The 23,971-nt window shown below is 66.4% G+C and carries 19 protein-coding genes; 10 read left to right on the plus strand and 9 right to left on the minus strand.

Annotated features, from left to right (window positions below; translation table 11 throughout):
- The first annotated feature begins 10 nt into the window (after positions 1-10).
- Positions 11-478 carry a secondary thiamine-phosphate synthase enzyme YjbQ gene (locus ACQR0Z_RS03485; protein WP_434917695.1) on the plus strand — a complete coding sequence of 156 codons (468 nt, stop codon included), beginning with the start codon at positions 11-13 and terminating at the stop codon, positions 476-478.
- Between the two features lie 110 nt (positions 479-588).
- Here the strand turns inward: ACQR0Z_RS03485 and ACQR0Z_RS03490 are convergent, their stop codons facing one another.
- Positions 589-2,259 (minus strand): MFS transporter, encoded by a 1,671-nt coding sequence (locus tag ACQR0Z_RS03490; protein ID WP_434856382.1) that lies wholly within the window; start codon positions 2,257-2,259, stop codon positions 589-591.
- 385 nt (positions 2,260-2,644) lie between these two features.
- Between ACQR0Z_RS03490 and ACQR0Z_RS03495 the strand changes: the two genes are divergently transcribed.
- From ACQR0Z_RS03495 to ACQR0Z_RS03525, 7 genes are all read left to right on the plus strand, one after another.
- The gene (locus ACQR0Z_RS03495; RefSeq protein ID WP_434877856.1) at positions 2,645-3,319 is read left to right on the plus strand and encodes a response regulator; all 675 of its coding nucleotides are present in this window, start codon (positions 2,645-2,647) and stop codon (positions 3,317-3,319) included.
- Between the two features lie 913 nt (positions 3,320-4,232).
- Positions 4,233-4,619: a GntR family transcriptional regulator gene (locus ACQR0Z_RS03500; RefSeq protein WP_434918014.1), complete on the plus strand. Its 387-nt coding sequence runs from the start codon at positions 4,233-4,235 to the stop codon at positions 4,617-4,619.
- 166 nt (positions 4,620-4,785) lie between these two features.
- On the plus strand, positions 4,786-5,493 hold the full coding sequence (locus tag ACQR0Z_RS03505) for a slipin family protein (protein WP_434917696.1): 708 nt from the start codon (positions 4,786-4,788) through the stop codon (positions 5,491-5,493).
- A gap of 77 nt (positions 5,494-5,570) precedes the next feature.
- Positions 5,571-6,131: an Imm21 family immunity protein gene (locus ACQR0Z_RS03510; protein ID WP_434917697.1), complete on the plus strand. Its 561-nt coding sequence runs from the start codon at positions 5,571-5,573 to the stop codon at positions 6,129-6,131.
- Positions 6,132-6,401: 270 nt separating this feature from the next.
- On the plus strand, positions 6,402-6,725 hold the full coding sequence (locus ACQR0Z_RS03515) for a PadR family transcriptional regulator (protein ID WP_434917698.1): 324 nt from the start codon (positions 6,402-6,404) through the stop codon (positions 6,723-6,725).
- Entirely contained in the window at positions 6,725-7,297 is a 573-nt protein-coding gene (locus ACQR0Z_RS03520; protein ID WP_434917699.1) for a DUF1700 domain-containing protein, read from the plus strand. Before ACQR0Z_RS03515 ends, ACQR0Z_RS03520 begins: the two co-directional genes overlap by 1 nt.
- A gap of 13 nt (positions 7,298-7,310) precedes the next feature.
- Positions 7,311-8,264, plus strand: coding sequence for a GIN domain-containing protein (locus tag ACQR0Z_RS03525; RefSeq protein WP_434917700.1), 954 nt, complete (start codon positions 7,311-7,313; stop codon positions 8,262-8,264).
- Positions 8,265-8,329: 65 nt separating this feature from the next.
- Here ACQR0Z_RS03525 and ACQR0Z_RS03530 read toward each other — a convergent pair whose 3' ends face one another.
- Entirely contained in the window at positions 8,330-9,142 is an 813-nt protein-coding gene (locus ACQR0Z_RS03530) for an alpha/beta hydrolase (protein ID WP_434917701.1), read from the minus strand.
- Between the two features lie 42 nt (positions 9,143-9,184).
- Entirely contained in the window at positions 9,185-10,141 is a 957-nt protein-coding gene (locus tag ACQR0Z_RS03535; protein WP_434917702.1) for an alpha/beta fold hydrolase, read from the minus strand.
- 100 nt (positions 10,142-10,241) lie between these two features.
- Between ACQR0Z_RS03535 and ACQR0Z_RS03540 the strand changes: the two genes are divergently transcribed.
- Positions 10,242-11,153 (plus strand): LysR family transcriptional regulator, encoded by a 912-nt coding sequence (locus tag ACQR0Z_RS03540; protein ID WP_434917703.1) that lies wholly within the window; start codon positions 10,242-10,244, stop codon positions 11,151-11,153.
- Positions 11,154-11,360: 207 nt separating this feature from the next.
- Positions 11,361-13,412 carry a DUF3857 domain-containing transglutaminase family protein gene (locus ACQR0Z_RS03545; RefSeq protein ID WP_434917704.1) on the plus strand — a complete coding sequence of 684 codons (2,052 nt, stop codon included), beginning with the start codon at positions 11,361-11,363 and terminating at the stop codon, positions 13,410-13,412.
- A 39-nt stretch (positions 13,413-13,451) separates the two neighbouring features.
- On the opposite strand, the gene ACQR0Z_RS03550 is transcribed toward ACQR0Z_RS03545, so the two are convergent.
- The 6 genes from ACQR0Z_RS03550 to ACQR0Z_RS03575 form a co-directional block, all read right to left on the minus strand.
- Positions 13,452-16,961 (minus strand): PAS domain-containing hybrid sensor histidine kinase/response regulator, encoded by a 3,510-nt coding sequence (locus tag ACQR0Z_RS03550; RefSeq protein ID WP_434917705.1) that lies wholly within the window; start codon positions 16,959-16,961, stop codon positions 13,452-13,454.
- A 418-nt stretch (positions 16,962-17,379) separates the two neighbouring features.
- The gene (gene hemA / locus ACQR0Z_RS03555; protein WP_434917706.1) at positions 17,380-18,609 is read right to left on the minus strand and encodes a 5-aminolevulinate synthase; all 1,230 of its coding nucleotides are present in this window, start codon (positions 18,607-18,609) and stop codon (positions 17,380-17,382) included.
- A gap of 206 nt (positions 18,610-18,815) precedes the next feature.
- Entirely contained in the window at positions 18,816-19,874 is a 1,059-nt protein-coding gene (locus ACQR0Z_RS03560; RefSeq protein ID WP_434917707.1) for an MBL fold metallo-hydrolase, read from the minus strand.
- 325 nt (positions 19,875-20,199) lie between these two features.
- Positions 20,200-22,338 (minus strand): methyl-accepting chemotaxis protein, encoded by a 2,139-nt coding sequence (locus ACQR0Z_RS03565; RefSeq protein WP_434877866.1) that lies wholly within the window; start codon positions 22,336-22,338, stop codon positions 20,200-20,202.
- Between the two features lie 254 nt (positions 22,339-22,592).
- Complete coding sequence (locus ACQR0Z_RS03570; protein ID WP_434917708.1) at positions 22,593-23,327, minus strand: outer membrane protein; 735 nt, start codon at positions 23,325-23,327, stop codon at positions 22,593-22,595.
- 221 nt (positions 23,328-23,548) lie between these two features.
- On the minus strand, positions 23,549-23,860 hold the full coding sequence (locus ACQR0Z_RS03575; protein WP_434856365.1) for a hypothetical protein: 312 nt from the start codon (positions 23,858-23,860) through the stop codon (positions 23,549-23,551).
- Positions 23,861-23,971 lie beyond the last annotated feature (111 nt).

Genomic DNA, 23,971 nt, shown 5'->3' on the forward strand with positions numbered 1-23,971 from the left:
GGCGAAACGTATGGCTGCAGGATCGATCACGCGGGCGACGCCGTCGCGCGTCGCCATCAACAGCGTCGTGACATCGAGCTTGATAGTGCAGACCGCCGGCCGCAGCTTCACCGACCTCACCCGCGACGTCCAGGCCTTCCTGCGCGAGATCGTTGCGGCCGAAGGCGCGGTCACGGTCTTCATCCGCCACACGTCGGCGTCGCTGACAATCCAGGAGAACGCCGATCCGACCGTGCTGCGCGATCTCACCACCGCGCTGTCGCGGCTCGCGCCGGAGGACGCCGGCTGGGTGCATGACACCGAAGGCCCGGACGACATGCCGGCCCATATCAAGACGCTGCTGAGTTCGGTGTCGCTGCAGGTGCCGGTGCGGGACGGCCGGATGCTGCTCGGCACCTGGCAGGCGATCTATCTGATCGAGCATCGCGCGCGGCCGCACGCCCGCGAGGTGGTGCTGCAGTTCATCGGCGCGGTCTGACCTCAAAGAGAAAACCCCTCGGCTGAAATGCGGAACGGCCGCGGAGCGATCCGCGGCCGTTCGTTCGACTGAGAAAGCGAGGCGAGCGGGGATGCCGCTCGCCTGACTGATTACTTCGCCTGGATGTCGACGTCCTTGGTCTCCGGCAGGAACAGGAAGCCGACCACCGCCGTGATCACCGCGAACGTGATCGGGTACCACAGGCCGGCATAGATATCGCCGGTCGAGGCCACGATCGCGAAGGCGGTGGCCGGCAGCAGGCCGCCGAACCAGCCGTTGCCGATGTGATAGGGCAGCGACATCGAGGTGTAGCGGATCTTGGTCGGGAACAGTTCGACCAGCATCGCCGCGATCGGGCCGTAGACCATGGTGACGAAGATCACCAGGATCAGCAGCAGGCCGATGATCGCTGCGACCTGCGGACGGAAGATGTCGAACGGATGCGCCATCTTCACGATCGCCGGGTTGCCCGCCTTCGGATAGCCAGCCTCGCCGATCGCCGCGGTGAGCGCCGGGTTACCCGTCTTGGCGTCGGTGTAGGGCACTTCCTTGCCGTTGAAGGTGACCTTCACGCCGGAGCCGGCCGGGCCAGGAACGGTCGAGTACTTGACCGAGGACTGGGCGAGGAAGGCGCGGGCGGTGTCGCAAGGCGCGGTGAAGACGCGGGTGCCGACCGGGTTGAACAGGTCGCCGCAACCAGCGGGATCGGCCACCACTTCCACCTTCGTCGCCTCGATCGCCTTCTCCAGCGCCGGGTTGGCGTTGGTGGTGATCATCTTGAAGATCGGGAAGAAGGTGAGCGCCGCGATCAGGCAGCCGCCCATGATGATCGGCTTGCGGCCGATCTTGTCCGACAGCACGCCGAAGAAGACGAAGAAGCCGGTGCCGAGCAGCAGCGACCAGGCGATCAGCAGGTTGGCGGTGTAGCCGTCGACCTTCAGGATCGATTGCAGGAAGAACAGCGCGTAGAACTGCCCGGTGTACCAGACCACGCCCTGGCCCATGGTGCCGCCGATCAGGGCCAGCAGCACGATCTTGGCGTTGCTCCAGTTGGCGAAGGACTCCGTCAGCGGCGCCTTCGAGCTCTTGCCCTCTTCCTTCATCTTCTGGAACACCGGCGACTCGTTCAAGCGCAGACGGATCCAGACGGAGATGCCGAGCAGCAGCACGGACACCAGGAACGGCACGCGCCAGCCCCATTTGGCGAAGTCCGCCTCGCCGATGATTGTGCGGGTGGCCAGGATGACCAGCAGCGACAGGAACAGGCCCATCGTCGCGGTGGTCTGAATGAACGATGTGTAGTAGCCGCGCTTGCCCATCGGAGCGTGCTCGGCGACGTAGGTCGCGGCGCCGCCATATTCACCGCCGAGCGCGAGGCCCTGCAGCAGGCGCAGACCGATCAGGATCACCGGCGCCGCGAAGCCGATGGTCTCGGCGTTCGGCAGGATGCCGACGACGAAGGTCGACAAGCCCATGATCAGGATGGTGACGAGGAAGGTGTATTTGCGGCCGACGATGTCGCCGATGCGGCCGAACACGATGGCGCCGAACGGGCGGACCAGGAAGCCGGCGGCGAAGGCCAGCAGGGCGAAGATGTCGCGGGTGGCCGGCGGATAGGCGGAGAAGAACTGCGCGCCGATGATCGAGGCCAGGGACCCGTACAGGTAGAAGTCGTACCACTCGAAGACAGTACCGAGCGAGGAAGCCAGAATGACGAAGCGTTCGTCCTTCGTCATGCCTCCCGTTCTCGCTGGTGTGGCGACCATTGTTGACATTGGCATTCGCTCCCCAAGATCGTTGTGATGATGGCTTCGTCTCCGCATGCCGGACTTGGACGGCTGACGTCGCGGAGGCCTTACGCCTTCAGTAACATTGCAGTGAAACCCGCCCCAATACGACTTTCGGCCCTGCCTGCGGCGCGCGATCGGAAAGATGGGGACATTGCGGCGGATCAAGTTCGTTGTGCGGTCGCCATGCTAGTGATGTTGCGTTGCACAAGGCGTGGATTAACTGCCTTCTCCGCAAGTGGAATTGCATGCTTGCATGCAACCGGTGGCCGGGCGAGTATTTCCGCAAGAGGTCGGCGAGCGTGCAGATGCAGCATGGCGTCGCCAGCGAGAAATCAGGTCAGGATTGTTCAAGTCAGGATTGGTTAAGTCAGGATTCATGGCGGCTGCCACCACCCATCTCGTCATTGCCGATGATCATCCGCTGTTCCGCAACGCGCTGCGGCAAGCCGTCGCGAGCGTGCTCAGCGAGGCCGTGATCGACGAGGCCGGCTCGTTCGAGGACCTGACCGCGCTGCTGGAGAAGGATTCCGAGGTCGACCTCGTCCTGCTCGACCTGACGATGCCCGGCATCTCCGGCTTTTCCGGCCTGATCTACCTGCGCGCGCAATATCCGGCGATTCCGGTGGTGATCGTGTCGGCCAGCGACGACGGCGCGACGATCCGGCGCTCGCTCGATTTCGGCGCCTCCGGCTTCATTCCGAAGCGCTTCGGCGTCGACGTCCTGCGCGACGCCATCATGAAGGTGATGGACGGCGACGTCTGGCTGCCGCCGGACACCGACCTCGCGGCCGGCGCCGATCCGGAGATGACGAAGCTGCGCGACCGTCTGGTCACCCTGACGCCGCAGCAGGTGCGCGTACTGATGATGCTGTCGCAGGGGCTGCTCAACAAGCAGATCGCCTATGAGCTCGGCGTCTCCGAGGCGACCATCAAGGCGCATGTCTCGGCCATCCTGCAGAAGCTCGGCGTCGAGAGCCGCACGCAGGCGGTGATTGCGGCCGCGAAGATCGCGGGAAGTGCCTGGCGGCAGGACGTGCCGACGGGGAAGTGAAGGACTGATCGCCTCAATAAGCACGCTGGGCATGACCATCTGCAGCGCCGCACTTCGCGCTAAATCCTCATGGTGAGGAGCGCCGCGCCGCACGCATCTTGACGTATGACGACACTGTCTCTGGCGCGGCGCGTCTCGAACCATGAGGCCCGACCGAGGCCTCGCCCTTCGAGACGCGCGCCTCGGGCGCGCTCCTCAGGGTGAGGAGCGGCATTTTCGGCGCGGGAGCCAAGGATCGAGTTGAGCAGGAAGCCAGGGTCTTTGTTAGATCCATCGCGACACACCTCCTCAGTCTCGCGGCGCCATCAGCGTCCGAGCTTTGAGCTTTACTCGCCCTCCTCAAGATAGAGGGCGCAGGGAAGGCCGAGCGCTGGCCGCGCCCGTGGCCCGCCTGCAACAAAAGAAGCAGGCGGCAGTCACCACAGGTCTGGCCTGATACACCCGGCCCTCCCTGCGCGATGGTTTTGACGGCTGCTCCGAGCTCTCCCCGGGGACCGGCGTTCTTGCCCCCGTCATCCGCAACATCGTCGTCACGGACTTGGCATCAGCACCGGGATGCCAGGACCACACGGCTTGACCGTGCGCGCCGGATCGTTCGTCCACGAGCATAAGCCCGCTGCGACCCGATGCGCCCACCGCATCCCGCACCCCACGTTCGTGACGATCGCGAAGCGCCCCTCATGACGGCACGGGACGACTCAATAAGTAGCATGAGTTCGGGGAAAAAGAAATCGGGAAGATGCTGGATTTTCGAATTTTGATGCCGGCCCCTGAACGCGCTCGTCATGACGGCAGGCGCTCCCACAGTCCGGCTTAGCGGATGGCACGCACACACGGAGGGGGCTGAGCCTCGAAACGGCGATTGACGCGGTGTATGTAAAGTATATTGTACTAGATAATGCATACAGGCTTGATGAAGTCGCTCCGGCTCGAGAGCTCCGGGATTCCGATCTACGTCCAGATTCGCGACCAGATTCTGCGAAGCTTGGGCGCGGGCGTCTTGCGCCCGGGTGACCGGATGCCGACCATGCGCGAGATGGCGGTTGCCTTGAAGGTCGATCTCAACACGGTTCGACACGCGTATGACGAGCTTGAGCGGATCGGTGCGATCACGCTCGTCCGCGGACGAGGAAGCTTCGTGGCTCAGCCGCCGCGGCCGCCGTCGGCGCGTGCGCTGGCTCAGCAGGTCGACAGCCTTGCCAAGCAGATGCTCGCGACGGCGGCCGCCGCCGGTGTCGATCCCATCGCGTTGGCGGAACGAATGATTGCGCTCGTCAAGCAGGAGACGTCGAATGACTAGATATCTCTCAACGAAAGGCACGAACCAACCCGCGATCGTGCTCGCCGTTCTTACGCTGGCGCTTGCGGGGGCGATCGCCGTGTTCGGGCGCGACTCCGGCTCGTCCGTCGCATATGCGGCCGCTGGGTCCCTCCTCGTCGTCGCATTTCTCATCCCGCAGGCCGTCATGATCGCCGACCAGTGGGAGCGAGCCGTCGTGCTCCGGCTTGGGCGCCTTGTGGGCGTTCGCGGTCCCGGCCTGTTTGTTATCGTGCCTTTCGTCGATCAGGTCGCTGTGTGGCTCGACCAGCGGATCCAAACCACCGAGATCAATGCCGAGCAGGCCTTGAGCAAGGACACCGTGCCGGTGAACATCGACGCCGTGGTGTTCTGGCAGATCCATGATCCCGAGCGCGTCGCCTTGGAGATCATCGACTACCGTCAGGCGATCACGCGCGTCGCGCAGACCTCGCTGCGCGAGATGGTTGGATCGTCACTGCTCTCGACCCTGCTGTCCGAGCGCAAGCAAGGCGACCAGCTGCTGCGCGAGGAGATCGGCCGCAAGACGGCGGATTGGGGCGTGGCGGTTCTGTCGGTTGAAATTCGCGACATCGGCGTGCCGCCGGCGCTGCAGGACGCGATGAGCCGCCAGGCGCAGGCCGAGCGCGAGCGGCTGGCGCGCGTCCTGTTAGGCCAGGCGGAGCAGGAGGTCGCGCAAAAGTTCGTCGAGGCCGCTGAGACCTACGCCCGCAGCCCGGCGGCGCTGCAGCTGCGCGCGATGAACATCATCTATGAGACCACCAAGGAGCGGGGAGCCACTATTCTGATCCCCACGGCCATGGTGGACGCCATGAATCCAGCTACGGTGTTGGGGATCGTCGCCGCGGCGAGCTAGACGAATATGTGTTGGAGAGTGCAAGCGATGAGCGGCCGCGCTGTCGACACAGGCGACGATCTGCTAGTTTCCGCGTCATGACGCGAACCAGTACCTGGGTCGAAACGACCGGCGGTCCCCATCTGCTGATCCCTGCCGAGTGCGTGTCAGATTGGCGCGGCATCGAGGGATGGAGCGATCACGACGACCCGGCCGATCAGAGCGATTATGCGCGCGCCTGCCGGGTGACGAATTGGCTTGGGGCGATCAACTGCGGGCAGGGTGTCGCCGTCGTGTTGTCCGGTGATGCCGGCGATGTGGCCTGGTACGCCGAGGACCGGGACGACGGGGGTTTCCTGGTGCAATGGATCGGCGTCAACGACGAGGGATTGATCGGTCCTGCTCTGCAGACGTCGCAACTGCGCGCTGATCTCGACGGCCCCGAAGCGGAGCGGCTCGAATTCGAGACCGGTGTGTCGGGTGTGATGTGGTTGATCGATGCGGCTGACTCAGGTGAGGATCGGCGCAGCAACCATCTGACGTTAGCGTTGCGGCGAGGGCGATATTGCGCGCGGGCAGCGTACCACCGCTCTGCTGGTCTGCAGATTGTCGTCCGCGAGCTTCGTTGGAGCGGCCCATTGTCCCCTGGTCGCGGGTGAATCCAGTGGGCGGCTTGCGAGTTTGTTAATCTGGCCTGGGCTCGACTCGTTGCGAGCGGGGGATCTTTGCGGTCGAGATCCCGAATTCAGCAAGCTCTTGGGCGAGGTGAACGGACGATCTCGACATTGACCGGAGCTGGTGTGGCTCAAGGATGCTAAGCCAAGCCCGGCCAACCTGCCCGCCTCCCCGAATGTCCTGCCAGCGCCCGATTGCATATTCCGGCCGATGACTATCTTTCATGAACGGGTACCTTGTAACACCTTCTCTCCATGACGGACCAGATGCAGGTGCAGCTCAAGAAGGGAGCACTCGAATTGTGCGTGCTGGCGCTGCTCGCGCGCGGTGAGAGCTATGCCTATGAGATTGCCAGCGCGCTTTCGAGCGGGGTGGGCATGGGCGAGGGCACGATCTATCCGCTGATGCGGCGAATGCAGGACGACCGGCTGGTCGAGACGCGGCTTGCCGAATCGAACAGCGGGCCGCCCCGCAAATATTATCGGCTGACGGCGGCCGGCCGCTCCGCCTTTGCCGCGCAGAAGCGCGAGTGGCGGGCGTTCACGAATGCCGTCGAGAACTTGCTGGGAGAGCGTTGATGAACCGCATCGACTTCCTGGGCCAGCTCAAGGACGGTCTCGCCGGGCAGCCCGCTGATGACGTCGACGAGATCATTGCGGACTACATGTCCTATTTCGACGAGGCCGCGGCGTCCGGGCGCGACGAGGCGGAGGTGGCTGCCGCCCTGGGCGATCCGCGGCGATTGGCGCGCGAGCTGCGCGCCGAGACCGGGCTGCGTCATTGGGAGGAGCACCGCAGCTTCGGCAACTCCGCCGCGGTGCTTCTGGCGCTCGGCGGGCTAGCCACGGTCGACATCCTGCTGTTGTTGCCTCTGCTGGTGGCGGTCATCGTGGTGACGCTCGCAGTCGGCCTTCTGGTCTTCGTGCTCGGCGTCGTCGGGATCGGCCTATTGCTCAGCCTTCTGAAGGTCGGTCACTTCGCCTCGATCGCCGCGATGGGGTTGCGGGCGGTCGCCGGCATTGGCCTGATCGCCGGCAGCATCGGCTGCGGCGCACTGCTGCTGCTGGCGCTCCATTCCGCGGTGAGGATGCTCGGCAACTACGCAAGGCTGCACTACCGGCTCCTCAAGCTGGAACACGAACCTGTGTGAGTGGAGATGTGCCATGAACGGACGACTCGGACGTATCGCTGCGGTGTCATTCAGCGTGGCCGCAACTTGCGCCATCATCACAGTCCTCGCCTCGGCGGGGGACTGGATCGACGGCGATGAGCTGCCCTGGGCAGGGAAGCCTTGGGTCGGCAGAACCTGGGCAGCAGCTTCACGCAGCTGCGGGGGGCCAAGGTCGAGCAGGAGTGACGCGCGCGAGCGCCGCACGGCCGATCTCGCCTGGTCCGGCGGCGACGCGATCAAGATCAGGATTCCGGCGCAGGTGCACTATCAGCCCGGCCCATCGCCGCGGGCCAGCGTGACCGGTGACGCCGATCTGGTCGGCCATGTCCGCCTGCGCGACGGGAGCCTGGAGTGGGAGACGCCGGAATGGGGCAGGCAGGTCGACTGCCTCCAGGTGGATGATCTCGTCGTGCAACTGTCCGGGCCGGCGGTCACGGCCTGGACCGTTCAAGGGTCGGCCAGTCTCGAGCTCTCCGATCTCCACCAGGATGCGCTGCGGATTACGGCGCAGGGCAGCGGTGCGGTCACCGCGAGCGGCGAGGTCCGCGACACGACTGTCGAGGCGGCCGGCTCCGGCGGTGTCGATCTCGGCCGTCTTGCAGCCCGGACCACGATGGCGAACGTCCACGGCAGTGGCAATCTGAAGCTCCCCGAGAGCAGCCAGGACTCGCTGCGGATCACGCTGCGCGGCAGCGGAGGCGTGAGTGCCGGCGGCACGGCGCAGCAGGTGTCGCTGGACGCGTCCGGGTCCGGCCGCGCCGATCTCGGCCGTCTGGTCACGGAACGCGCGAACGCGACGATCCGTGGCAGCGGCGACGTCGACCTCGCGCCGCGACAGGACGCCGACATTTCCGTGTCGGGGAGTGGAGTCGTGCGATTGCACGGCGCCGTGGCGCGGCTCAGCTCGTATGTCTCGGGATCAGGCCGGGTGAAACAGGTGCCGTAGACGCCGATCTTCTTCGTGCGCTTCCGTCTCAGGCCGCCATCGGCATCGCGCTGAACGCGCCGCCGCTACGTAAACCGCCCGACGAACCTCAACGCCGTCTCCGCCACCTCGCGCCAGCCGCTGTCGATGGTGAGCGAGTGGCCGCGTTGTGGAAGCTGGGCGAATTCGGTGACGGCGTGCGGGTTGCGTTTCTGCACCTCGTAAGCCGCGCGGGCGACGGAGGGCGGCACGGTGTGGTCGTGCTCGCTGGAGATGATCAGCAGCGGGCCGCGGTTCGCGGCTTCGCTGTTGACGCGGGCCTGGGTCCAGGGATTGAGGTTGGCGCTCGCGGCCTGGAAGATCGGGCGGCCGGGGGCCGGCGCCTGATAGGCGTCGTACAGGTCGTCGCTCTCGGTCTCGGGCACCGCGTTGGCGAAGGCGTAGCGGAATTCGTCGAGCGTGAGGCTGACGTTGCGGCTGGCGTTGGCCGGGTTGTGCAGGACCGGCCAGGCGGAGCGGAGCGCGGAGACGGGCAGCGGCAGCACGCCCCGGAACGGCGCCGGATCGATCGCCACCGTTGCGGCAGACAGCCCGCGGCCGGCGAGGATCTGCGCGATCAAGCCGCCGAAGGAATGGCCGATCAGGGCCGGCCGGCGGTCGAGTCTGCACGCGATCGTGACGAAATGCGCGGCCACTTCGCCAATGGTCTCGGGGGCGGCGGCGCCGCCCATCTCCGCGGGCCAGCCGGGCGCCAGCGCGGCATAGCCTGCCGCGTCGAACAGCTCGGCCCAGCGGTCCCACGAACTGGGCTTCAGCCACAGGCCATGAATGAAGATGACCGTGGGCCGTTGCGAGGCGTTGGCCTCTCCAACCGCCTCATCGAGGGACTGCGTCGCCATGACCGGCGTCCTCTTGATTGGGATTGGAGAGGTGCTGTGAGATCAGCGCGACGACGGCGCGTTGAGGAAGGCGTCGATCGCAGCGACCGTCGCTGCCGGCTGTTCTTCCATCAGCCAGTGGCCGGAGCCGTCGATGACCTTCTCCTGCACATTGTCGGCGCCGGCGCGTGCTACCACGGCCATGGTCGGGCCGAAGGACGCGCCGCCGCCGATCGCCAGCACCGGCATCGTCAGCTTGCCATGCGCGGCGAGCCAGGCGCGGTTGTCGATCGTGTCCTGATCGAAGGCGGCGAACTGGCTGAAGCCGGCATGCATCCGGCCCGGGCCGGCATAGAGCTGCGCGTAGTGGACGCGCGCGGCCTCAGGGAAATTCGCGGGCTTGGCCGAGAACTCGTTCCAGAAGCGGTCGAGATAGATGCGCTCGCGGCCCTCGACCAGGCGCTCCATGTCCGGGCCGCCGAAGCGGAAGTGCCACAGCAGCGGGTTCTTCAGGATCTCCTCCCACGGACCGATGCCCGGCACCGGCGCATCCATCAGCACCAGTTTCGTCACCCGGTCGGAGTGCCGCGCGGAGAGCGCGTAGGCGACCATGTTGCCGATGTCGTGCGCAACGACCTCGGCGGTGCGGGCGCCCAGCGCGTCCATCACGCCGGCGATGTCCTCGGCCTGGTTGGCCTTCTCAAACCCCTTGTCGGCGCGGGCGGACAGGCCGAGCCCGCGCAAATCGGGCACGATCACGGTGTGGTTGGCGGAGAGCTTTGCGGCGAGCGGCACCCACATGTCGCCGGTGTCGCCATAGCCGTGCAGCAGCACCACGGCCGGCCCGGTGCCGCCGACGCGGACGTGGATCGTGGTGCCGTTGGTCGGGATCTCCTGGGTGTGGAAGCTCGCCGGGAATTGGCCGGGCGCCTCAGTGGCGTCGGCAAGGGCGGCGCTGGCCAGCGCGGTGAGGGCGGTGGCGGCGAGGGCGGTTCGTTGCAGCAGGCGGGGCAGGGTCATGGCGGTCTCCTTGGGTCTGTCGATGCACGCAAAGCTAGACGAGGGAGGATCGCGGTATTAGAGGGTAGTGACGCCAAGGATTTTTGATCTGGACGCAAAGATGATGCTGGCCAGCGCCGATCGTGCCCGCGATATCGAGGTGTTCTGCGCCGTCGCCGACAGCGGCAGCTTCTCGGCTGCGGGGCGTGCCCTCAGCCTGACGCCATCGGCGGTCAGCCGCACGCTCGACCGCATCGAGATCAGGCTCGGCGCGCGGCTGCTGTTGCGGTCGACGCGCGCGCTGACGCTGACGGCCGAGGGGCAGGCCTATCTCGCCGCCGCGCGACGCATCCTGGCCGACCTCGACGAGGCCGAGCAGGCGATCGCCGACCAGGGCGCGCCGCGCGGGCGCATCCGGGTCAGCGCGGCGATCTCGCACGGCCGCCTCTGCATCGTGCCGCTGCTCGGCGAGTTCGTGCGGCGCTATCCGAACATCCTGGTCGACATCCATCTCGGCGACGGCCTCGTCGACATCGCGGCGGGACAGGCGGATGTGGCGATCCGCGGCGGCCCGCTGGCCGACAGCGCGCTCACGGCGCGCCGGCTCAGCGACAACGGCCGCAGCATCGTGGCTTCGCCTGACTATCTCGCGCGCTGGGGCGTGCCGCAGACGCCCGAGGATCTGCACAACCACAACTGCCTGAATTTCAGCTTCCGCCGCGCCGAGCCGGTGTGGCCGTTCCGCCGTGACGGCGTCGACTACGCGCTGAAGCTGCGCGGCGCCATCGAAGCCAATAGCGGCGATACGCTGACCGAGCTCGCGTGCGACGGCGTCGGCATCGCCCGCGTCGGCGATTTCAGCCTGGGCAACGCGATCGCGGAGGGGCTGCTGGTGCGGCTGCTCGAGGCATACAATCCCGGCGACCGGGAGGTCTTCCATGCCGTGTTCGTCGGCGGGTCCAACACGCCGGCGCGGGTGCGCGTGTTCGTCGACTATCTGGTGGAGCGGATGAGCGCGCGGCGAGATGCGTAGCGCCCGCCGCATGGCGCCAGGCCGGCCGATCCGCGCCGCATTCTCGCGCCGGCTCAGCTAAGGATGGGACGTCCACCGCGCGCGCTTCTCGGCAGGGCGGACGGTGGCGGCTGAACCGACCTCGCATCCTCGGGACCTTCGTGCCTTCGCTTGAACGCTTTTGCGAACGACGGTAACCCAGACTGGGGTTGCGTGGGGCGTGTCATCGTGAATGAGACTGAGGAGAAGGCGCTCGCTGGGGGAGCGGCGGGCAAGGCCGACGAGGTGCGCCACACGCCGGTCCCGGACTGGGTCGATCTCGCGGCTTACGCGACGGAGCCGTCGCCCGAGCAGGAGGCCTGCATCGCGAACGGCGTCTGCCGGCTGCTGACCGATGTTCAGGTCAATCTCACCGGGTCGGAGCCGTGCTGGACGTTCCGGTCGGCGCAGCGGATCCTCACCAAAGAGGGCGCCGAATGGGCCTCTCACATCGTCATCGAGTTCGACCCTGGCTATCAGACGCTCGAGGCTCATTACGTCCGCATCCTGCGCGGCGATCAGATCATCGAGCACATGCGTGCGGGGGCGTTTCAGTTGTTTCGGCGCGAGCGGGACATCGAGCGGCTGATGCTGAACGGACGGCTCACGGCGTCCCTGCTGGTCCCCGACGTGCGCGCCAACGACATCCTGGAGTTCTGCTGCTCGCTCCATGGCGACAAGCCGATCTTCAGTGGCAAGTACCAGACCTGGGTGGCGCTCGACGCCTTCAATCCGACCTTCGATCATCGTCACCGGCTGCTGAAGCCGCGCGATCGCAACATCGCGAGCCGGGATTTCAACGACCCGCCGCGTCCCGAGACCCGCGCGCATGGCGATTTCGAGGACATCCGCCGGCGTCTCGTCGGGCAGAAGAGGAAGAGCCCGAGTGCGCCGTCGACGCCGCCCTGGGCCTTCGAGGTGCCTGCCTTTCAGCTCAGCGAGTTCGATAGCTGGGGTGACGTCGCGGGTCTGATGGCGAGCGCCTATGACCCCGGCGAGATTCCGTCCGGGCTCGCCTTCGAGATCGATCGGATCAGCCAAGCCTTTGCTGATCCGGCGCAGCGGGCGGTGGAATGGCTCCGCTTCGTGCAGGGCGAATTGCGCTACTTCTTCCTGTCGCTGGGGGAGGGCGGCCTGACGCCACGTGACTTGGAGGCGATCTGGAGCGGCCGCTTCGGCGACTGCAAGGACAAGGCACGGCTTTACGTCGCCGGCGCCCGTCGCCTCGGCCTCGATGCCTGCGCCGCGCTGGTCTCCACGACGCACGGCGTCGTGCTGGACCAGGTGTTGCCGAGCCCGGCCGTGTTCGATCATTGCATCGTCCGCGTCCGCATCGCGGGCCGCAGCTACTGGCTGGATCCCACGCTGTCGCGGCAGGGTGGCAGTCTCGATCACATCGAGCTGCCGCACCTCGGATGGGCCCTGCCGCTGGCGGCCGATGACGCCCGTCTCGAGAAGCTGCCCGAACACGCCGTTCAGCACGTCATTCATTGCCATGACGACTGGCGCATCGGTCCCACACGCCGGTCTCCGGCCACGCTGCATCGGAGTCTCGAATTCTCCGCCCGCGGCGCCGACCAGGTTAGAAACCTGGTTGAGAATGAGGGGGAGGCCGGCCTCGCACGCAGCCTGCTCAGCCAATTGCAGGCCAATTGGCCGACGGCCACCGAAGCGCTGCCGATCGAGATCCATGATGATCGAGTTGAGAACAGGATCGTGCTGGATGCACGATATGAGATCAGCGATTGTTGGCGCGTGTCGGACAAGCCGGACCAGATTCATCTGCAGTTCGTCGAGAACTATATCAGCACGGACCTGTCAGGCGCCGGACGCGCCGCGCGCGAACACGACATCTATCTTGGCCGCCCCAGGCGCCTCTCGTCGCTGCTTCAGGTCGAAATGCCCCGCCACTGGCCCGACGCCAGGTCGGCGGAGACGCATGATCTGCCCGGCCTCAGGCTCGCGAGCCGTTACAACATCGAAGGCCGCCACGTCGAAAGCTTCACGGAATTGACCGTCGAGTCCTGGACGCTGCCGGGGTCCAAGGTCGACGACTACGACCTGCTCGTCAGGTGCGCGCAGCAGAACATCCTCTTCATTCAGGCATCGGCCAAGCACGACAAGATCCGTCCGCCCGGTTTTCAATCGGGCTTGAACCTGAAGTTCTCGGCCCCATTCTTCTTTGTGGTCCTGTGGCTCGTCGTCGCCGTCATCCGGGCACTGCTGACGTCGGGCCACTGAACCGGCGAGGCCAGACATCATGCATCCAAATGGTGGCCGCTACTCCGCCGCCACCATCTGCTGGATGCGCCACTGCCCGAGCAGCGCGCGCAACGACGCCGGCTTCAGCGGCTTGTTGAGCACGGCGATGTTCTCGTCGCGGGCGGCGGCGCGGACGTGGGGGCTGCGGTCGGCGGTGATCAGGATCGCGGGCAGCGCCTCGTTGAAGCGGCGGCGGATGTCGCGGATCGCGGCGATGCCGTTGCCGCGGTCGAGGTGGTAGTCGACCAAGAGGCCGGTGACGGCGCCGTTGCGGGCGGCGATGGCCTCCTCGGCGGATTCCGGATCGGATACGGCGATGACCTCGGCGTCCCACGCCGTGAGCAGAGTGCGCATGCCGTCGAGGATCGCCGGGTCGTTCTCGATGCACACGATCAGCGCGCCCGCGATCGGCGTCTTGGCGAGCGGCGTGGCACTGGTGACGGCGGCGGTGTGGTTGATGGCTTTTGCGATCGGCACGGTGACGGAGAACACCGAGCCGCGGCCGGGCCGCGAGTCCAGCGCGATGCCGTGATTGAGCACGCGGGCGATGCGCTCGACGATGGAAAGGCCGAGGCCGAGGCCGCGGGCGATGCGCGCACCCTGTTCGAGGCGGTGGAATTCCTTGAAGATCTCGCCGCGCTTCACCGGCGGAATGCCGACGCCGGTGTCGTAGACGCCGATCTGCAGCGAGGTGCCGTGGCGGCGGCAGCCGACCAGCACGCGGCCATTGGGGGTGTATTTGATGGCGTTGGAGATGAAGTTCTGCAGCAGACGGCGCAGCAGCAGGCGGTCGGATTCGACCGGGAGTGAGCACGGCACGAAGATCAGAGCGAGGCCCTTGGCGCGCGCGGCCGGCGCGAACTCGATCTCCAGCGAGCGCATCAGATCGGCCATCTTGAAGCTCGACACCGACGGGGTCATCGCGCCGGCATCGAGCCGGGAGATGTCGAGCAGCGCGCCGAGAATCTCCTCGATGGCTTCGAGCGAGTCGTCGATGTTCTCGACCAGGCGCGAATCCTCGCCCGCGGTCTGCCGCTCGACGAGGCTCGTGACGTAAAGTCGCGCCGCGTTCAGCGGCTGCAGGATGTCGTGGCTGGCGGCGGCGAGGAAGCGGGTCTTGGAAATGTTGGCATCTTCCGCAGCGCTCTTGGCGACCGCGAGCTCGGAGTTCAGCCTCGTCAGCTCCTCGGTGCGGTCGCGTACGCGCTTTTCGAGCGTCGCGTTGGCGCGCTCCAGCGCCTCGGCCGCCTCGAACGATGGCGTGACGTCGGTGAAGGTGATGACGAGGCCGCCGTCCGGCATTTTGTTGGTGCGGACCTCGATCACCATATGGCGGTCGGCGAGGCGTTCGAGATAGGGCTCGCCCTCGGTGGTGTAGGCGGCGAGCCGCCGCGCCAAGAGCGCCTCGCTGTCCTCATAGGTCGGCGCGCCGATCGTGCCCATGAATTCGAGAATTTCGCGCAAGGGACTGCCGATCTGCACCAGATGCGGCGGCAGGCCGAGCAGATCGACGAACTGGCCGTTGGAGCAGATCAGCTGCAGGTCGGCGTCGAACACTGCGATGCCCTGGCGGACGTGGTTGAGCGCGGTCTGCAGGATCTCGCGGTTGAAATGCAGCGCGGCGTGGGAATCGTCGAGCAGTTTCAGCGCGGCCTTGGCGGAGACGGTGCGCTTGCGCAGCAGCAGCGACATCACCAGGCGCGATGACGCCGCGCCGATCGAGGAGGCGATCAAATGCTCGGCGTGGCGCAGCAGCTCGAAGTCGGCGGGCGCGGCGGGATCCAGCGACATGTTGCGCTGGAGGGCGAAGGCCTCGAACGAGGCACGGGCGCGGTCGGGGCCGAGATACTGGCCGACCGTGCTCTGGATGTCCTGCACGGTGACGGTGGAGCGCCAGCGCCGGAAGCTCGGCGCGCTCGGCGTCAGCTCGGCCGGCACGAACAGATCGGCCTGCAGCAGCTCGATCGACGACGGCTGCCGCGCCAGCGACAGCACGATGTAGGTGAGCAGGTTGAGCGACAGGCTCCACAGCACGCCATGCAGCAGCGGCGGCAAATCGGTGCCGAGCAGCGCCTGCGGCCTGAGCGCTTCCAGGCCGAACGGGCCGTGCTGCAGGAACAGGATGCCCGCGGTCGAGGTGTCGAGGAAGCTCGGGATGAACAGCGTGTAGAGCCAGACCGCGAAGCCGACCAGCATGCCGCCCATCGCGCCGCGCGCGGTGGCGCGCCGCCACAGCAGGCCGCCGAAGAAGCTCGGCGCGAGCTGCGCGATCGCGGCGAACGACAAGAGGCCGATCGCGGCGAGCTGCGCGGTGCCGAGCGCGCGGTAGTAGAAATAGGCCATCACCATGATGGCGAAGATCGCGATGCGGCGGGTGCCGAGCAGGAACCCGGCGAAGTCGCGGCCGATCTCGCGCTGCGCCTGCTGGCGCTGCAGCACCAGCGGCACGACGATGTCGTTGCAGACCATGATCGACAGCGCGACGCATTCGACGATCACCATCGCGGTCGCCGCCGACAGGCCGCCGACGAACACCAGGATCGACAGCCATTGCGAGCCCGCCTCGATCGGCAGCGCCAGCACATACATGTCGCTGTCGACGGCGCCGAACGGGAAGGTGACGAGGCCGGCGAGCGCGATCGGGATGACGAACAGATTGATCGCGACGAGATAGAGCGGGAACAGCCAGCGCGCGCGCGAGACTTCGGCATCGCTGGCGTTCTCGACCACGCTGACATGGAATTGGCGCGGCAGCAGCATCGCGGCGCAGAACGACAGCAGCGTCATGGTGAGGAAATTGCCGATGCCCGGCACATATTCGAGCGCGCGCTCGGCCTCCGGCGATTTCATCGCGCGCTCGATCAGCTCGACCGGCGAGAACATCCAGAAGGTGACGAAGGCCCCCGCAGCGATGAAGGCGACGAGCTTGATGATCGACTCGGTCGCGACCGCCAGCATCAGGCCGTGCTGGTGCTCGGTGGCGTCGGTCTGGCGGGTGCCGAACAGCACCGCGAACATCGCCATCGCGAGCGTCACCATCAGCGCCATGTCGCCGACGATCGGGATATGGGCGAAGGCGCGGTCGTCGATCAGGATGGTCTGCAGCGAGGAGGCGACGGCCTTGAGCTGCAGGGCGATGTAGGGGACGGAGCCGATGATCGCGATCAGCGCCACGGTCGCCGCCACCGCCTGGCTCTTGCCGTAGCGCGCGCCGACGAGGTCGGCGACCGAGGTGATGTTCTGGGTCTTGGCGAGATGGATCACGCGGCGGAGCAGCGGCGTGCAGGCGCCGACCATCAGGATCGGGCCGAGATAGATCGCGAGGAAATCGACGCTGGTGCGTGAGGCGAAGCCGACCGAGCCGAAGAACGTCCAGGAGGTGCAGTAGATGGCGAGCGACAGCGGGTAGATCAGCCCGGCCAGCCGCGACGGCCGCCGCCCCCCGGCCCGGTTGCCGCGGCTCGCGACCAGGAACAGGAACCCGATATAGCCGAACGCGGCCAGGATCACGCCCCAGTCGTGCAGCATGTCTCGCGCGAACTCCTCGGTCGCTCCGCCCTAGGGATTGAGGCGTGAGCTTAGCGCGTTGGGGGAAGTGGGGCGATAGCGATGTGGACGGGGCGCAGGGAATGAAGCGGCGTCGTTAAGGGCGGACGGCGCATTCGCTCTTGCAGCGCGCCCTGCCCATGAGAGCCGACTTCGTCGCAACAGGGTCGGTCCGCCCCCCTCCCCCTTGCGGGGAGGGGTCGGGGGTGGGGGTCTCCGGGCGCTGAATTCAGTGGGGCGCGCGTCGTCCCATTTGAAGTTTACTTCGATAGTTGTGCGATTGTGAGCCGGGCCCTCACGAGCAGCGGGACTCGTGGACCCCCACCCCCGACCCCTCCCCGCAAGGGGGAGGGGAGCGCACCGCGGTTGGGGCGGCTAGCTTCGCACGACGCTTGCAGGTTTACTCCGCCGCCAGCGGCTTCTTGTGTAGCGACAATCCCAGCCGTTCCCACACCTGCAGCAGGGCCTCCGCGAGGCGGTCGATCAGGCCGTCGTCGTGATAGGGCGAGGGCGTGATGCGCAGGCGTTCGGTGCCCTTGGCGACCGTCGGATAGTTGATCGGCTGGATGTAGATGCCGTGCTCCTCGAGCAGCAGGTCGGAGGCCTGCTTGCACTTCTCGGGATCGCCGACGAACAGCGGCACGATGTGGGTGTCGTTGTCCATGACCGGCAGGCCGGCGGCGTTGAGGATCGCCTTGACGCGCGCGGCCCGGTCCTGGTGGCGCTCGCGCTCCCAGCTCGACGACTTCAGATGCTTGATCGCGGCCGTCGCGGCCGAGCAGATCGGCGGCGGCAGCGCGGTCGTGAAGATGAAGCCCGGCGCATAGGAGCGCACCGCGTCGATGATCTCGCCCTTGGCGGCGATGTAGCCGCCGAGGCAGCCGAACGCTTTCGCCAAGGTGCCTTCGAGAATGTCGATGCGGTGCATGACGCCGTCGCGCTCGGCGATGCCGCCGCCGCGCGGCCCGTACATGCCGACCGCATGCACCTCGTCGACATAGGTCATCGCATTGTAGCGCTCGGCGAGATCGCAGATCGCGGCCAGCGGCGCGACGTCGCCGTCCATCGAATACAGGCTCTCGCAGGCGATCAGCTTCGGCCGGTTCGGGCCGGCGGCGATCAGCAGCTGTTCGAGATGGGCGAGGTCGTTGTGGCGCCAGATCTGGCGCTCGCAGCCGGACTGGCGCACGCCCTCGATCATCGAATTGTGATTCAGCGCGTCCGACAGGATCAGGCAGTCCGGGATCAGCTTGGCGAGCGTGGCGATTCCGGTCTGGTTGGAGACGTAGCCGGAGGTGAACAGCAGCGCCGCTTCCTTGCCGTGGAGGTCGGCGAGCTCGGCTTCCAGTTGCACCAGCGGATGATGCGTGCCGGCGATGTTGCGGGTGCCGCCGGCGCCGGTGCCGACGCGGGTGGCGGTCTCGACCATCGCGCCAACCACCTTCGGGTGCTGGCCCATGCCGAGATAATCGTTGGAGCACCAGATCACGACATTGCGCGGACCGCTCGGCGAGTGCCAGGTCGCATGCGGGAACCGGCCGGCGATGCGTTCGAGATCGGCGAAGACCCGGTAGCGGCGCTCATCATGCAGACGACCGAGGGCGGCACTGAAGTACTGGCTGTAGTCCATCGCGAGACCTGACGTGCTGCGCTGCAGCGCAGCGCCTGGAACGGACCCTCTAAGCAGCGGGGGCTTAAGGCCTTCTTAGAGCTTTTCCAGAGCGGCTGTCGAGCCGGAATCCCACGGCAGGAATTGGGCGTTTTGTCCAAGGTTCACACGGGGATCGCCCGATCTGGACAGCACCACGCTCGCATTGCGGCGAGCGCGCGGCAGCCTCAGGTGGTGCGATAGTGCAGCACGCCGTCGACCTCGCGGGCGGTCAGGCGGCCTTCGACCAGCATGTAGTTGACGTGCGCGATCAGCTCGCCGGCGGCAAAGCCCATCTGGTGCGGGTCGAGCACGTGCTTGTGGAACACGACCGGCACCAGCTGCGCGGAGGTCTTGGTCTCGTCGCGGCAGGCGTCCGCGATCATCCGGCAGCGCTCCTCGTGATGGTCGGCGAGCTGCTTGATGCGGGTCTTGAGTCCGTAGAACGGCACGCCATGGCCGGGCAGCACCAGGAGATCATAGGGCAGGGTGGTGGTCAGGCTCGCCAGCGACGCCAGATATTCGCCGAGCGAGTTCTGGTCCGGCTCGACCGCCCAGACGCTGACATTCGGCGAGATCTTGCTCAGCACCTGGTCGGCGGACAGGAACAGCTTGTCGGCGGCGCAATACAGCATCACCTGGTCGAGCGCGTGGCCGCCGCCGGTGATCACCTTGAAGCGGCGGCTGCCGATCTGGATCTCGTCGCCATGCGAGATGCGCTTGTAGGAGGCCGGCAGCACCGAGACACGCTTGAGATAATCCTGGCCGCGGCCGAGCAGCTTGTCGGTCAGGGTCTCGTCCATGCCGTGGCGGCGGAAAAAGAGATGCTGCGCGGTGCGCCGCTCCTCGGCGTGGCGGCTCTGATGATAGACCGATTGCAGGTATTCGACCTGCGACATCAGCAGCGGGCAGTTGAAGCGCTCGACGATCCAGCCGGCGAGACCGACATGGTCGGGATGCGAATGGGTGACGATCAGCCGGCTGATCTTCACATGCTTGAGAGGGCCGTCGAGCAGTTGCGTCCAGGCGGCGATCGACTCCTCATTGCCGAAGCCGGAATCCACCGCGACCCAGCCATCGCCGTCGGCGAGCAGATAGATGTTCACATGGTTGAGCCGGAACGGCAGCTTCAGCCGCAGCCACAGCACGCCGGGCGCGACCTCGACGACCTGGTCCTCACCGGGATGCTGCTCCCAGGGGTAGCGCAGGGCTTCGGCGGAGGAAGTGGCGGTGTCGGTCTTGGTCATGTCTCATCGATTAACGGCCGCCGCGGGCGAGCGCCAGCCGAAAAACATACCGGAGACACATGGCTGGGCGGCATTCCGGGGCGCGGCAGGCGGGGGCCTCATGGTTCGAGACGCGCCGCGAGCGACTTTCCCGCCTCATGCTGGCACGATCGGCGCGGCGCTCCTCACCATGAGGCTCTGGCACCGAAGCGGGTCGTGCACACCGACCATGAAGAGCGAGGTTTCGTTTCGATCTTTTCTCCGGTTTCCCTGTGCCGACTTCAAACCCTCACCCTGAGGGCCCGCCGGAAGGCGGGCGTCTCGAAGGGCGAGGCCCGGGCTGCAACTACGCCGCCCTGATGTTGGTCAGGAACGCATCGACCTCGGCGCGCAAGGTCTCCGCCTCGCGGCGCAGCGCGTCGGAGGCGCTGAGCACCTCGTTCGCTGACGTGCCGGCCTGCGCCGAGGCGCTGGAGACGCCGGTGATGTTGTGAGACACCTCGCTGGTGCCCGAGGCCGCCTGCTGGATGTTGCGGGCGATCTCATGCGTGGCGGTGCCCTGCTGCTCCACGGCGGCGGCGATCGCGGTGGTGACGTTGTCGATCTCCGCGATGGTGCCGCCGATGTTGCGGATCGCGGCCACGGCCGACGTGGCCACCTGCTGCATCCCCGCGATCTGGGTGCGGATCTCGTCGGTGGCCTTGGCGGTCTGGCTGGCCAGGCTCTTGACCTCCTGGGCGACGACCGCGAAGCCGCGCCCCGCTTCGCCGGCGCGCGCGGCCTCGATGGTGGCGTTCAACGCCAGCAGATTGGTCTGCGAGGCGATCGCCTGGATGAGATCAACGACGACGCTCACGCGGCTCGCATTCTCCGCGAGACCCTGCATCGTCGAGTCGGTGGCGCCGGCTTCCTCGACCGCCTTCTTGGCAATCTGCGCCGAGGTCACGACCTGGCGGCCGATCTCGGCGATCGAGGACGACAATTGCTCGGTGCCGGCCGACACGGTCTGCACATTGACCGAGGTCTCCTCTGCGGCGGCAGCGACCGCGCTGACCAGCGAGTTGGACTGATCCGCGGTCTGCGACATGCTCTGCGCGGTGCTCTGCATCGCGGTCGCGGAATTCTGCAGATTGCCAAGCGCGCTGCGCACGGTGGCCTCGAACTCGGCGATCCGCGCTTCCATGCGCGTGGCGCGTTCGGCCTTCGCGGCACTCTCGCGCTCCTGAGCAGCAGCCAGCGTGCGGGCCTGGATCATGTTGTCACGGAACACCTGCAAGGTGTCGACCATGGCGCCGATTTCGTCGCGCTGCTTGGACGCGGCAATCTCGCTGTCGAGGTCGCCGCTCGACAAGGTCTGCATCGCCTGCTGCAGCCGCTTGATGCGGCGCAGGATGTTGCCGCCGACATAGAGCCAGACGAACAGCACCGAGCCGAGCAGGGTGGCCGCGCCCGCGCCGATCATGCCGAGCGTCGCGAGCTCGATCTTCTGGCCGGCCGCGCTGGTCGATCCTTCCGTGGACTTGCGGACGCCTTCGACGAGCTGCTGCACGCTGATGTCGAGGCCGACATTGAGCTTCCGCGTCTCCTCCAGCACCGTCTGGCCGTAGTCGTTGGCGTCGAGCTCCTTCTCGCGGGTCTTGAACACGCGCTCCTTGCCTTCGCCGAGCGCGGCGAGCTTCATCGCAGCGTCGTGGATCGCCTTGGTGCTGCGGCCGCTCGGCAGCAGCTCGAGGTTGGATTTCAATTGCGCCAGCGAGTCCTTGAACTGCCGCTCGACGGTGTCCAGCGTGTCGCTGTCATTGGCGGACAACGCGGCCGCCATCTGCGCCACGATCAGGTTGCCGGATGCGATGACGTTGCCGAGCTGCTCGACGAAGCGCGCCGCCGCGGTGGCGTCGTCGGCGGAGACCTCGGCGGCGCCGAGCACGGCGTTGAGCTGGGTCTGCGCATCCAGCATCGGCTCGTTGGCCGCCTTGGTGAACTCGTCCTGCGCCTTGCGCAGCGAATCGTACTGCTTGTTGTGCGTGGCCGCGACGGCCAGCCGTTCGCGGGCCGCCGACACCAGGCTCTGATTGGCTTCGTTGATGTTCTTGATGGTCTCCGCGAGCGGGGCGATCACGCTCTTCTCGGCGCCAAGCGCGCTGATCTCGCCGAGGCGCTGCTGGGCGGCCTTCTGGATCTCCTGCATCTTCTTCAGGCGATCGTTGAGTGCGTCCTCGCTCTGCGATCCCAGCAGGGCCGGACCGAGGCTTGCGAGGCTCGCGCTCTGCGCCAGCAGTTGCAGGCTGGAGGTGAGGCGCGGAATGTCGCGGCCGGACAGCTCGACCATGGTGCCGCCGATCTGGCGCAGCATCAGTCCCGCCGCGACGCTGATCGCGATCGCCATGCCGGCGATCACCGCAAAGGCCGCGAACAGACTGCCGCGGACGCCCCATCTGGGCCGCAGGAATCCGAACACCCTGCCTACGCTGAACCGAATCGCCATCTTTGTTCCCCCGAACGCACGCTACTTAGAGCTGAAGCTTGCGAGGAGTATCGCCGTCGGCGGTTAACAAATCCGAGGAATTAGCTCGTCGATGCTGATTTTTTGCGCAGAACCACTTTTCACGGCGCGGGATTTAAGGGTTTGGCCATGTTTATGAGTTCCGCGCGGTGAACTGTTCGAACACAACGGGCAAACAAAAAGGCCGGCATCGCTGCCGGCCTTCCCGTCGTTTGTTGTCGTTGACGCCTTGCAGATCAGTAGCGGGCCGCCACCGGCATGCCCCAGTTGAAGCGGTAGTTCACACCGGCCTTGAAGGTGTGGTCGTCGGTGGTGAAGCTGCCGGTCGGAACCAGCGCGGCGGGCGCCGCGAAGGTGGCGCTGCCGAAATTGTAATACTGATACTCGGCCTTGGCCGACCAGTTCGGCGCGAACATGTATTCGAGGCCGCCGCCGACGGTCCAGCCGTTGCGATGATCGCCCGAGGTGGCGAAGCCGATCGGATTGCCGGCCAGCGTCACCTTCTCGTTGTTGTCGGAATAGGCGTAGCCGCCCTTCACATAGACCAGGCCGGGACCCCAGGTGTAGCCGAAGCGGCCGGTGATCGAACCGAGACCGCGCTGGCTGTTGGTGTAGGTGTAGCCGCCGGGGAACGCCGCGCCGACGCTGCCGCTCAGCCAGCTGTACTGGCCTTCGGCGCCGATCACCCAGGTCGACGCGAACTGCCAGTCGGCACCGACTTGCAAGCCGCCCAGGAAGCGGCCGTTCGAATTGTTGCCGGTGGCAAGGCCGGAATAGTTGTTGTCGCTGGAGAACGCGCCGCCGAGATGGGCGCCGAGATAGAAGCCGGTCCAGTTGTAGATCGGCGCGGCATAGGCCGGGGCCTTGGTCGCATACGGATAGTTGCGGGCGCCGAGATCGGCGGCGAGGGCGGAGGTGGCCGAAGCGGCGAGCGCGGCGAGGGCTGCGGTTGCGAACAGGATCTTCTTCATGGCGGGTCTCCAACACCTGACTAACAAGGCTCGCGCAATGGCGCGCCGTCGATGGATCGGAGATAGATCGCTTTCGAGTCAAATGCTGTCACTCGCGCAGCACAGTGCTTTCGAACCCAGCCTGTGAGCGGGCAAAGGTCTCGACGTAGTTAGCAAAGTGATAACGAAGCGTGAATGTCGGATAAACCGGGGCGATCGCTGTGTCGCCTTGGCACAACTGGTTAACGCGCGTTGAGAGCTGCATGGAGCGTGGCAACGGAGTCGCGCAACTGGTCGCGATGCAGGAGGTCGTCCGTCGGCAGCGAATCGATATTCGCCGCGATGTCGCCGAGCACCGCGGCAAGCAGCCCCCAGTTCAAATGGATGTGGATCGACTTGCGGACGTCCTCCGGGCCGGGCCGCTCCAGGGTCAACGCCAGGCCACTTGGTTCGAGGCGGGCCTCGAAGCGGGAGGAATGCTCGAACGTGCCGACGTAGAACTTGTCGGGATATTCGAGCGCGACTTCGGCCTTGTCCGGAACGGGTTTCGACATGGGCTCCTCGGGGATCAGACGATTCCGCCCATTCTTGCCGGCTCGTCGCGCGGCGCCTTGCGCCAGGTCAGAGACGGCGCGGCAGATCGGCAAGAGTTAGGAATCCCGTGC

Source organism: Bradyrhizobium sp. HKCCYLS3077 (assembly GCF_051167555.1).
Classification (GTDB): domain Bacteria; phylum Pseudomonadota; class Alphaproteobacteria; order Rhizobiales; family Xanthobacteraceae; genus Bradyrhizobium.